General features: G+C 64.5%; 12 protein-coding genes. 5 read left to right on the top strand and 7 right to left on the bottom strand.

The genetic code is table 11. The features are described 5' to 3' along the window. Positions 1-4: 4 nt before the first annotated feature. From ACIPUD_RS19260 to ACIPUD_RS19245, 4 genes are all read right to left on the bottom strand, one after another. Complete coding sequence (locus tag ACIPUD_RS19260; RefSeq protein ID WP_018455389.1) at positions 5-247, bottom strand: hypothetical protein; 243 nt, start codon at positions 245-247, stop codon at positions 5-7. Between the two features lie 253 nt (positions 248-500). Beyond that, the gene (locus ACIPUD_RS19255) at positions 501-1,208 is read right to left on the bottom strand and encodes an outer membrane protein (RefSeq protein WP_085384994.1); all 708 of its coding nucleotides are present in this window, start codon (positions 1,206-1,208) and stop codon (positions 501-503) included. A 286-nt stretch (positions 1,209-1,494) separates the two neighbouring features. After that, the gene (locus ACIPUD_RS19250; RefSeq protein ID WP_018455387.1) at positions 1,495-1,890 is read right to left on the bottom strand and encodes a hypothetical protein; all 396 of its coding nucleotides are present in this window, start codon (positions 1,888-1,890) and stop codon (positions 1,495-1,497) included. Positions 1,891-2,279: 389 nt separating this feature from the next. Then, the gene (locus ACIPUD_RS19245) at positions 2,280-2,672 is read right to left on the bottom strand and encodes a His-rich protein BRANT (protein WP_446481337.1); all 393 of its coding nucleotides are present in this window, start codon (positions 2,670-2,672) and stop codon (positions 2,280-2,282) included. Positions 2,673-2,914: 242 nt separating this feature from the next. Here ACIPUD_RS19245 and ACIPUD_RS19240 point away from each other — a divergent pair, with 242 nt between their 5' ends. Next, entirely contained in the window at positions 2,915-3,457 is a 543-nt protein-coding gene (locus ACIPUD_RS19240; protein WP_085351154.1) for a tetratricopeptide repeat protein, read from the top strand. A 115-nt stretch (positions 3,458-3,572) separates the two neighbouring features. Then, a complete protein-coding gene (locus ACIPUD_RS19235; protein ID WP_247299733.1) occupies positions 3,573-4,961 on the top strand; it encodes a serine hydrolase domain-containing protein in 1,389 nt (462 codons plus the stop codon). Here ACIPUD_RS19235 and ACIPUD_RS19230 read toward each other — a convergent pair. Then, positions 4,948-6,510: a S10 family peptidase gene (locus ACIPUD_RS19230; protein WP_446481336.1), complete on the bottom strand. Its 1,563-nt coding sequence runs from the start codon at positions 6,508-6,510 to the stop codon at positions 4,948-4,950. The two genes, ACIPUD_RS19235 and ACIPUD_RS19230, sit on opposite strands and share 14 nt — an antisense overlap. 254 nt (positions 6,511-6,764) lie before the next feature. On the opposite strand from ACIPUD_RS19230, the gene ACIPUD_RS19225 reads away from it, so the two are divergent. The 3 genes from ACIPUD_RS19225 (at position 6,765) to ACIPUD_RS19215 (ending at position 8,788) form a co-directional block, all read left to right on the top strand. Further along, entirely contained in the window at positions 6,765-7,544 is a 780-nt protein-coding gene (locus ACIPUD_RS19225; protein ID WP_018455381.1) for an NAD kinase, read from the top strand. 88 nt (positions 7,545-7,632) lie between these two features. Next, positions 7,633-8,178 carry a response regulator gene (locus tag ACIPUD_RS19220; protein ID WP_007611745.1) on the top strand — a complete coding sequence of 182 codons (546 nt, stop codon included), beginning with the start codon at positions 7,633-7,635 and terminating at the stop codon, positions 8,176-8,178. Positions 8,179-8,209: 31 nt separating this feature from the next. Then, complete coding sequence (locus ACIPUD_RS19215) at positions 8,210-8,788, top strand: Hpt domain-containing protein (protein ID WP_446481335.1); 579 nt, start codon at positions 8,210-8,212, stop codon at positions 8,786-8,788. A gap of 123 nt (positions 8,789-8,911) precedes the next feature. Here the strand turns inward: ACIPUD_RS19215 and ACIPUD_RS19210 are convergent, their stop codons facing one another. After that, positions 8,912-10,087: a DUF2336 domain-containing protein gene (locus ACIPUD_RS19210; protein WP_204511586.1), complete on the bottom strand. Its 1,176-nt coding sequence runs from the start codon at positions 10,085-10,087 to the stop codon at positions 8,912-8,914. A gap of 206 nt (positions 10,088-10,293) precedes the next feature. Then, complete coding sequence (locus ACIPUD_RS19205; RefSeq protein ID WP_446481334.1) at positions 10,294-11,331, bottom strand: lytic transglycosylase domain-containing protein; 1,038 nt, start codon at positions 11,329-11,331, stop codon at positions 10,294-10,296. Positions 11,332-11,406: the final 75 nt, after the last annotated feature.

The following is an 11,406-nucleotide window of genomic DNA, read 5'->3' as shown; positions in this document are numbered from 1 at the left end:
ACGACTAGGGGGTCGCGGTGGCCAGTGACGCCTGCTCGCCCGCCAGAGCCACGCAGGCCTTCCGGCGATGCAGCCCACGGATCGCGCCGGTGACCTTCAGCACCTTACCGGAGGAGCACGAGGCGTCCTTGACGAAGGCCACCTCGTAGGGTGCCAGCATCAGAGGCTCGGATTTGAGGATTGTTTGGGCAGCGCACGGCAAACTGACGAAGCACGAGAGCACCACAGCCGACACCAAGATACGCATGTCCGTCGTCCCACCAGCCCGGTAATTGTCATATAACGCGTTGCGGCGCGCGAGTTCCGTAAGCTGCAAAAATTATTTTTGCTTTACCCGAGCTCCATGACGCGCGTGAGAAAGCGCCCGCCAGAACGTTTGCCTGCAAATGACGCGCCAGATGGTTGACGCGATGCAAACAAAGGACTTGCGAACGAGGGCTGGGCAAACGAAAGGCCGGCGAGAGCCGGCCTTTGTCAGGTCGTGGGTCGCTGGTGGCGCGTCAGTAGCGCGAGGCTGCCGGACCGCCCCAGCCGAAGCGGTAATTCACGCCGACCTTGACGGTATGCTCGTCCTCCCGGCCGCGGACGCCGACGACGTCAGCCGGACCGGAGGTGATCGTCGTGTTGCCGAAGTTGTAATATTGGTACTCGGCCTTGGCCGACCAGTTCGGCGCGAACATGTATTCGAGGCCAGCGCCAACGGTATAGCCGTCCTTGCTGTTGCCGGTGGCGGTGAAGGGCTGCGGGACGCCGGCGACATTGACGCCAAGACCGCCATTGCGCCAGGCATAACCGCCCTTGGCGTAAAGCAGCGCCGGTCCCCAGGTGTAGCCGATGCGACCGGTCACCGAGCCGAGCTGGTCGGTATTGGAGGTCACCTGCGTGCCCAGCGGGAACGTAGCGCCGCCGTTGTTGGTCGGCAGCCAGGAATACTGGGCCTCGACACCCATGACCCAATTGGGCGCGAACTGGTAGTCGAAGCCGCCCTGAACACCGCCGAGGAAGCGCGCGTCGCTCGACTGGAAGCTGCTGTCGCCGGCAAAGGCGCCGCCGACATGGCCACCGATGTAGAAGCCGGTCCAGTTGTAGATCACCTGCGGCGGCGTGTAGGCCGGAGCCTTGGTGTAGGTGCGCGCCTGCATGTCGGCTGCGGCAGCCGGCGCAGCCAGCGCAAGCAGGGCAACCGCGCCCAGCAAAATCCTCTTCATGATTATCCCCGTTCTTTCAATTCGACACTCAGGAAACAACGTGGCGTGAATTGGGTTGCTTCGAGGCGATGCCGGAACGTTGATCGTTCGTTACTGTGACGGAGCGGCAACAGCGCGATTTTGTTCCGTCCGACAGGCGCGTGCCGACGGTTTTTTCCGTCGGAAACAAAACATTCCGTAACGATTAGTCGCAACGCGAAACCACCCCGTTCAAAGCTCCCCGAAATGTGATCCGGCAGCTCCGGCGGGCTTTGTCTATCACCAAGCGATGAAGGTGGGCTTTGCGCTACCGCGTCATCTTTTCAAGTTCCGGAAAGGGTACGTAAACCGCGCCCGCGCACAGCTCGCTGGCGCGATCGACGACGCGGTCCGCCCGGCCGTTGACGAAGATCACGGCGCGCTCCCTCATGGCCTTGTAGGTGCCGTCGGTCTCGCGTGGGGTGAAGTGCAGGCAACTGACGTAGAACTGGCGGCCTCCGACCTCGCGCTGCGCCGGCTCGGCCATGCTGGCGTCACGCACGCCGACGGGATTGTTCAGATAGCTGCGCATCAAGGCCAGCGTGTCGCCACGGAAATTATCCGGGAACGGTTGTGGACCTCCGGCCTGGGTCCCCTCCATCAGGGTTGGACGGTCACCATCGCTGCCGAAACATCCCGTGAGCGCCAGCGGCAGTGCCAGCATCAACGCCAAGCTCACTGCGCGTTCCGCTAGTCGCCGCACCGCTTACGCTCTCCGCTCGATCAGTCTCGGAGACGTTCCAGCCCCAAGGTTGCAATGATGCATGTCTACAGGTGCTTTGCCCGACGAGTCAAACGGATTCGTAAAATCCGCAAATACGCCACCCCTTAAACCATTGATTTATCTACGACCCGCTACTGTGCATGGGGTTGTTTTCGAGGTTTTGTTTGCGGCCGCCAAATCTGGGACGTTGCTCGCGGGCTTCAGCATGGTCATACCGGCCCGCCGCCAGCACCTCGAGCTTTCGCGCAAGGCGTGACGAACGGGCCGGGCCTGAATTCCTCACGCGGCGGCCGGGGCAATGCTAGGACGCCGCCGCGCAGGCTCAGTCGTTAGCTGCGCTTCTCCATCGTCGCCGGCTTGGTCACGTCCGGCTGCGTCTTCAGCGACTTCTTCGCTGACAGATGCTTGTGGTGGTGGTGGCGATGCTTGCGCACGGTCTTGTGCTCGTCCGGTGTGACGGCGGCGTTGGCGTTCATCGCCTTCGACTTGGTGTCCACCTTGGCATCGGCCTTGACGTCCGAAGCCTTGACGTCCGAAGCCTTGACGTCCGAAGCCTTGGCGTTGGCCTTGAGGCCGGCATCGGGTTTCGCGGCGGTGGTCGACACCTTGGTCTGGCTCTGGTCTGCCTTGATCACCGGCGTGGTCGTGGTGGTCTCGGCTGCGAAGGCCGGGGCTGCGATCACGGAGGCTGCGAGCAAGGCTGCGGAAATGGTCTTCAACATGGTTGGTCTCCTCTTGGAAGGATCTTGAGGCGGGCGCCCTCTCGCCAACCCTTTGATCGTAGGTTGGAGCCTAGGAGGCTCGCACTGAACCCAATCTGAAGCCCACAGCAGGCTCCCGTTCATCTGGATGACAAGTTTGTCATCCGCGCTAGGCCAGGATGCCGGGAATGTTTTTGCCTGATGGGTGTTCCGGTCTTTTGGCAATCGTGTAGGATCGCCACGTTCCATACCGGAGAACTTATATGCGCAAACTCTCAATGCTTCTTGTGCCGGGACTTGTGGCCGTGTCGTTGGCAGCGGCGCCGGTGCTGACCAGCGCCTATGCCGCGGGCAGCGACGAGCCCTCCTCGCCACCGAAATCCGACACCTCGACCAAGAAGGGCAAGAAGAAGAGCTCCTCAGTCAGCGATCCGAAATTCCTTGCTGCCTATCGCACCGCCTACACCACGATCTATGACAATCACGACTACACCGGCGCGATCGGCCAGCTGAAGTCGCTCAAGCGCGACGACGTCGCCGACGTCGCCAATCTGATCGGCTACTCCTATCGCAAGCTCGGCGACTACCAGTCGTCGAAGGTCTATTACGAGCTCGCGCTGAAGGACGATCCGAACCACGTCCGCACCTGGCAGTATTATGGCCTCTGGCAGCTCGAGCAGGGCAACCGCGAGCAGGCGCAGTATCACCTGAACAAGCTCGCCTCGCTCGCCGGCACCGACAGCTCCGAATATCGCTCGCTCGCCGCCGCGCTCGACAAGCCGACCGGAGCGACGCTGGTCTATTAAGAACAGAACATCGCATCTCCGAATGGGACGAACGGGCACAACCTCAGGGTTGTGCCCGTTCTGCGTTCTCGGTTAGCCTCTCGCATCAAACACTCTCCTGGTAAATCGGTGCGCAATGGACAAGTGGCTGCGATCCGCGATCGACTACATCGGCTCCTGGATCGAATTCCAGCACACCACAATCCACCAGCCGGGCGTCATGGTCGCCTTCGTCCATCGCGGCGAGGTGGTTGCCGAGCATGCGTTCGGCCTCGCCAATCTCGACACCGGCGAGAAGCTCACCCCGCGCCACCGCTTCCGCATCGCCTCGCACTCGAAGAGCTTTACCTCGGCCGGCATCATGAAGCTGCGCGAGCAGCGCAAGCTCCGGCTCGACGATTCCATCGGCCAACATGTCGCCGGCCTGCATCCGCGCGTCGCCGAAACGACGATTGCGCAAGTGCTCTCGCACAGCGCGGGACTGACGCGCGACGGCGCCGATTCCGGCCAGTTCATCGACAGCCGTCCCTATCTCAACGCGAGCGAGCTGCTCGCGGAATTGAAGCGGCCGACCGCAATCGAGCCGGGCACACGCTTCAAATATTCCAATCACGGCTTTGGGCTGATCGGTCTCGTCATCGAGGCCGTGACGAAGGAGCCCTACCCGGTCTGGATCAAGCGCGAGATCATCGAACCTGCGGGCCTGCGCGAGACCGAGCCGGACGCGCCGCTTCCCAAGGGCGCGTCGTTCGCGCGCGGCCACACTCGCAAGCTGCCGTACGGAGAGCGATGCGTGATCCCCGGCGACAATCCCGCGCACGCGATGGCCTCCGCCGCCGGCTTCATCGCGACCGCCGCCGATACCGCCCGCTTCTACGCGCAGCTCGCGCCCAATGCGAAAAAGAGCGTGCTATCGGTCGCAAGCCGCCGCGAGATGACGCGAAACCATTGGCGCGTGCCGCAAAGCTTCGAGGCCTATTACGGCCTCGGCGTCAACGCCGGCAAAACCGACGGCTGGGATTGGTTGGGCCATGGCGGCGGCTTTCAAGGTTACATCTCCAGGACCTGCTCCATCCCCGCTTGCGAGCTCGCGATCAGCATCCTCAGCAACTCCATCGACGGCGCGGCCCCGTTCTGGATGGACGGCGCGATGCAGATCCTGCGCGTCTTCCAGTCCCGTGGTGCACCCGACCGCCGCGTGCGCGACTGGACCGGCCGTTGGTGGACGATCTGGGGCGCGAACGACCTCGTGCCGGTCGGCAACCGCGTGCTGGTCGCCAATCCCCAGTTCAACAACCCGTTCATGGACGCCGCCGAGATCGAGGTCACCGGCCGCGACACCGGCAAGCTCGCCTGGGCCGCCGGTTACTCCAGCCACGGCGAGCCGGTGCGCCGCGTCCGCGACAAGCGCGGCAAGGTCAGTGACGTCTGGATCGCGGGCGCCAACATCAAGCCTGCGGCCGTCGTGGCGCGTGAGATCGGACGAAGATACAAGCCGCGCACGCGACGGCCTACTCCCGAATGAGAGTCTCGACTTCGCTCCGAAGAGCCTGCCGCGAGCCGTCGCGCGAATAGAACATGTGGCCGCCGGGATAGACCACGAACTTGACCCGCTGCGTTGCGAAGGCCGGCAACTGGTCGAGCACCCGCTTCGATCCGAAATAGGGGGTGGCGAGATCGAACAGGCCGTGCGCGACCAGCACGTTCAGCTTCGCATCCGTGGCAAGGATCTGGCGCAGCTCGGAGACTGATTGCGGCGGATTGATGCCGCGGCCGAAATCCCAATGACCCTCGACGGCGCCGTTCAACACCTCGTAGGAGCCGTCGGGCCGCCAGTTGAGCTTGTGTGTCAGCAGGTCAACCGCCGCACTCGTCAGCGGCGCCTGCAGCGCATCGCCCGAGGGATCACCGAACCGCGAGCTGCTCGAATCCGGATAGGGATCAAGGCCGCGTACCGAGCCATCATAGCGCCCCGTCACCTTGCCGTTCTTGCGGTCGAATTCGCGGCGGAATTCGCCGACGTCGAAGCGGCCGGCAAGCCGACGGCTCACCGCCTGGTCGATGCCGGTGAGCTCGGCGACCTTGTCGGCAAGACGATTGGTCGCCTCCTTGTCCGCCTCGCCCTTGACGAGGTCGGCCAGGAATTCGCCGCGCGCGTAGGCCTCGACGTCGGCGAGATCGGCGCGCTTGACCGGGCCTTTCGCCTCGCGCGCCACCGCCACATAGCTCGGCAGCGTCGCGACATATTGCAGGAGGCTGGTGCCGGTGAATTCGCGGAAGTCCAGGAGCGGCGACACCAGGATCAATCCCCTGACGCCGACGCCGTGCTGGAGCTGCAACTGGCGCACCACCTTCGGCCCGCGAATGCCGCCATAGCTTTCGCCGGCGACGTATTTCGGCGAGGTCAGCCGGTCGTGCTTCTCGAGCCAGCGGCGGATCACCAACGCGATCGAATTGACATCGCCGTCGACGGAGTAGAACGATTTGCGCGCGTCATCGCTGCTCGCGACGAAGCGGCTGTAGCCGGTGCTGACGGGGTCGATGAAGACGAGATCGGTGAAATCGAGCCAGGTCTCCGCGTTCGGCTTCACCTCGGGCGAGGCGGACGGCGACAGCGCTTCGCCATCGAGCGGCAGCCGCCACGGCCCGGCCGCGCCGAACTGGAGCCATGCCGACGACGCACCGGGCCCGCCGTTGAACAGGAACGTCACGGGACGCGTCGCACGGTCGGCGCCGTCGAGCTCATAGGATGTATAGGCGATGTCCGCCACCGGCTCGCCCTTGCCGTCGAACACGCGGATCGAACCAGCGGTCGCTGCGAAATTGAGGCTGCGGCCGGGAAGATCGAGTGTCTGCTTCGTGGTCGAATCCGACGGAAGACGGTGCGGCTCGGCGGATGCCGATGCATTCTGCGACGCGCTTTGTGCGCCGCCGCGCCCGCCCTTCTGTCCGGCTGCCGCCGCCTCGGCGCGCGGCTGCGGCGGATCGTCGGCGCGCGCCAATCCTGCGAGCGCGAACGCCGATACCGCCAGCACCAGGGTCGCACGGCGGAGCACCGGCATATTCATATTCATGGTCGTTCTCCCTGCCGGCGACGACCACCGGTGCGGACCGCAAGGCTAGCGCGGAATTGCGACGGTTTGGGGGATCATGGCTCCGGCGGCGCCTGAAGAGCCCGGTGGGCCACAAATCGACCCGGTTTCATCCTCAAATCGGAATGGGCAGTTGCCGGTCTGCTGTGAAGGGTGGTCATCCTCGACAATCGGGGTCGAGATCGTTAGACGAGCCCGGCGGAACTTTCTCGAGCCAGCGGCCCTGCCCGGAAACCATGACCAAGCCAGCGCGATACGACCAGATCGCCTTCGTCGCCAGCCCGAGCAGCGAGGCGCAAGCCGCCTTCGGCCAGCTCACCAGGGACTTCGGCAATTGCGATCCGAAGGACGCCGACATCGTGGTCGCACTCGGCGGCGACGGGCTCATGCTCCAGACGCTGCATCAGCACATGCATACGGGCAAGCCGATCTACGGCATGCACCGCGGCACCGTCGGCTTCCTGATGAACGAGTACTCGACGGTCGATCTTCGAGCCCGCCTCGAGGCGGCGCAGGAATCAGAAATCCACCCCCTCCTGATGCGCGCGACCGACGCCAACGACCGCGTCCACCTGCATCACGCCATCAACGAGGTCGCCCTGTTCCGGCAGACCTACCAGGCCGCGCGCCTGCGGATCCTGATCGACGAGCGCGAGCGCATGTCCGAGCTGATCGCCGACGGCATCATGGTGGCAACGCCAGCCGGCTCGACCGCCTACAATCTGTCCGCCCAGGGACCGATCCTGCCGATCAACGCCGCGCTGCTGGCGCTGACGCCGATCAGCGCCTTCCGCCCACGACGCTGGCGCGGCGCGCTGCTGCCGAACACGGCTTATGTCGTGATTGAGGTGCTGGAGGGCGACAAGCGCCCCGTGGCGGCGGTCGCCGACCACGACGAGGTGCGCGATGTTCGCCGCGTCGAGGTGCTGTCCGACAAGACCATCTCGATGCGCATGCTGTTCGACCCCGGTCACAGCCTGGAAGAGCGCATTCTGCGCGAACAGTTCGGCTCCTGAGCCGCCTCGTCGGACTGCCGATCGCAACCCTTCATTAACCCCCGGCGAGATATGGTTAACGAAAGTTGACCACTTCGGCCCGGGCTCCATGTTCCGCATCGATTTCAACAAGCTGCGTTTCCTCGTCTGCGACGACAATCCGCACATGCGCCGCATCCTGCGCACGCTGCTGCATTCCTTTGGCGCGCGTGAAGTCTACGAGGCCGAGGACGGCGCCACGGCGCTGGAAATGTACAGCCATTACGTGCCTGACATCGTCATCACCGACTGGGCGATGCCGATCTTCGATGGGCTCGAGCTGGCGCAGATGATCCGGCAGCCGGAATCCAAGGGCAATCCCTACGCGCCGATCATCATGCTGACCGGTCATTCCGAGAAGCGCCGCGTCACGGTGGCGCGCGATGCCGGCGTCACCGAATTCCTGGCCAAGCCGATCTCGGCCAAGGGGCTCTACCAGCGCATCCTCAACGTGGTCGCCAGTCCCCGCCCCTTCATCAAGACCAAGACCTATTTCGGCCCGGACCGCCGCCGCAACATCAACTCAGCCTATATGGGCCCCGAGCGCCGCGTCGGCGAAAAGCACGAGGTGCTGCAGCAGCCCTCGCTGCTCGACAAGGCCCGCTCCTCCATCTAGCGCAACGTCTCTCACGATCGAGGCCGATATCATGGCGAAGAACAGCGCAAGAGACATCGAGATCACGGCCTTCGCCACGCATCAAATCATCACGCAGCCCAACCCGCTGCGGTCGGTCCTGCGCCGCGTCGAAGACAAAGACATGGACGATCCGATCGGCCGCGCCGAACAGGCGCTCGCGGGCCTTGCTGGCGAGTTCAAGGACTGGATGGCGACCGAGATCAACCGACTGTCGGCCGCCTACGTCGCCATCCGGCACGACGGCTTCAGCAAGGACAGGCGCGACGAGTTGTTTCGCGCCGCGCACGACATCAAGGGCGATGCCGCGACTTTCGGCTATCCGGCGGCAGCGGGCGTAGCCGAGAGCCTGTGCCGCGTCATCGAGCACGCGCCCGATCTCGAAAAGGTACCGGCCGAGCTGTTCACGCACCACATCAACGCCATCCTTGCCATCGTGCACGGGAACACCAAGCTCGACAGCATCAGCGTCTCCGCCGAACTCAGCCGGCGCCTGCGCAAGGTCGCCGACGACTATCTCGCCGACGCCAACCGCGATCGCCGCGAGCATCTCGAGGTGATCCTGGCACCGAGTATCGCGCCGGCGGGGTAGCTTCGCCGTTCGCGAGGTGTTGTAGGGTGGGCAAAGCGAAGCGTGCCCACCAATCGACATGGATTGTGCGGAGAGACGGTGGGCACGGCGCAATGCGCCTTTTGCCCACCCTACAGCGTCTCGTTACGCCGCAATCAGATCGTCATAGACCGGATCAACCGTCTCGTCCGCGACCAGCTCGTCGCAGAACAGCCTTGCCTCTTCGCGCGCGGATTCGGTGGCGAAGCGGCGGAGCAGGACCATCAGCGGCTCGGTCGCGCCGCGGTCGGTCTCGCAATGGGTGAGCACGCGCTCGACCATGCGGCGGCGCAGCCTCGCTGCATTGTCGTCGCTGTCGACGAAGCCCTGCTCGTGGCAGGCATCGAGCGCGACCTGGAAGGCTGCAAACGTCGCCTCGGGAAGCCCGGCGCGGCGGAGCAGCGCGTGCAGGCTGTTGCCGCCGCGATCGTGCAGCAGCGCGGACACGCGCGCCAGCGGCAGCTCGGCAAGCTCAGCCAGCGCCGCATCGAACAGGTCGAGATTGCTCGACAGCAGCGCGCGCAGAATGAGACCCGCGGTGAGCTGGCCGGTGATGCGCAGGTGCCGAACAAGCCCTTCCATGTCTTCGCCGCGGGAGCGCGCCGCAATGTTCATGGTGGAGCGGTCGCGCGCCTCGGTCGCGATGCGCTCGGCGCGGTCGGCAGTCAGCCAGTTCCGGGCTACGACGAATTGGGCCAGCGTCTCCGAGAGTTTGGCCACCAGCGCGGCGCGCGTGGCAGACGGCAGATCCTCCAGCACCAGCATCGCCTCGCGGATCGCGGCGAGATGGCCGTGACGCTCGACGATGCGATCCCAGGAGAACGGCGCAAGCTCGGCATGAGGATTTTCGATCAGCTCGAGCGCTGCCGCCGCGCAGCCGACTTCGGCAATGGCGGCGCAGACCGATACCGGCAGCGCGATGCGGCGCGCGACCGCGCACTGCACCTCGTCATTGCCGGTCGCGACGATGTCGACGAGATCGGCGTCGATCAGCAGCGGAGAATGTTCGAGCACGGGCAGCGCGACGGTCGGCTGGTCCGCCGACAGCGCCCGCACGATCGACGCCGGCGCTTCGGTACTGCGCGCGAACGCCTCGGCCATCGCCTGCCGCACCAGCGGCGAGGGATCGTCGAGCAGCATCAGAAGCGCGCCTTCAGCGGCAATACGGTCGTCATGGGAAAGGTCTGAGATCAACCAGGCCCGGGCCAGTGCCCGCGTCGCCTCGGCCCGCTCGCCGGCGGGCGCCGTCCTGATCCAATTGATGAACTGCCGAACGATCATGGTGCTTCCGGCTTACGCAACGAAGACGAAGCGGTGACGGCTTGTCACCTGCAACACAAAATAAACCACGACGCTTAACAAAGCGTTCACCATAACTGGCTGGTTTTATTGACGTTTTGTTAAGGGAACAAAGGCGGCCCGTTCACGCACCGGACCTTGCGCAGCAGCGTTCACGCTGCGACGTGTCCGAGACACGGGAGTGCGTATTAGCTTGAGAACGTGCCGCTGCGATCGCTGAACAGATCAAGTGGCTGGGGCGGCCGGACGTCGGGCGTTGCCGATGGGACCGAGGTCGCGGGTGCGACCGAGGTGAGCGAGGCATTGTTGCCCCACAATTTCTGCACGGTCGTCGAGACCGGCTGGGTGGTGTCGCCGGGCTGATAGATCGAGCGAAACACCGGCGTGATCGGTGCATTGTCCGCGGCCGTCGTTGGCGCTGTCGCGCTGACCGGCATCACCGCGCGTGTGTTCGGAAAGGTCTGGAGATACGCGGCATTGTCGATCAGCGGCGCGGCAGGCTGTACGCCGTTGGCGCTCGCGACCTGCGTGGTCGACGGCGTGCCGCCATACATCGACATCGCGCTGCGGGTGGTTTTCGAATTTGCCGCGCCGGCGTAGCGTGCATCCAGCACGGAATAGACCTCGGAGATGCTGCGCGCGCGGCCGTCCTTGGCGTAGAAGATCGAGCGATTGGCGGACGCCGCGTTAGGAAACAACCGCGCGCCAACCGCTTGCGGATTGTCCTCGGCATTGGCGATCAGTTTCGCGGCGCCGCCGACGCCCATGAAATGCGCCATGTAGAGTTCGCTGTCGGACGGCCTGCGGCCGAGCAGGCCAGTGAGCTTGAAGCTGTTCGACTGCGTCAGCGCAGCCGCCATGCTGGAGGCGGCCTCCGGATCGTCGCGCAGCTTCATGATCGACCGCTTCATCGCGGGATCATCGACGGTGTAGGTGCCCGACGACGTCCTGGTGATGGCGTCCGAATAGTTGCCATAGCCGAGCTGGGTGCCCGCTTCCTTCACCGTGCCAAGCCAGGTCTGGTCGATGAACTGGTAGAGCCCATGCGCGGATGACGTAGTCGCCCCCGCCGTGGGATCGAAATCCGATTCCATCTTGGCGGTGGTCAGCATGTACTGGAAGCTGACGCCACCTACGTTCGAGGCCTGCTTGATCGCACTGGCGACGCGTGCGCGCGACGGATCAAGGACCGCCGCCTGTGAGACACTGGAATTGTCGACCGACATGATGAAGTGTCCGCCCGCATGGCGTTGAGGCGCGCCGGCAATTCGACGCCCTGTCGTCTCACCGTGGGACAGATA

The organism is Bradyrhizobium sp. CAR08 (assembly GCF_052871955.1).
Note: the sequence above shows the minus strand (reverse complement) of the source record. Positions and strands in the feature narration are given on the sequence as shown.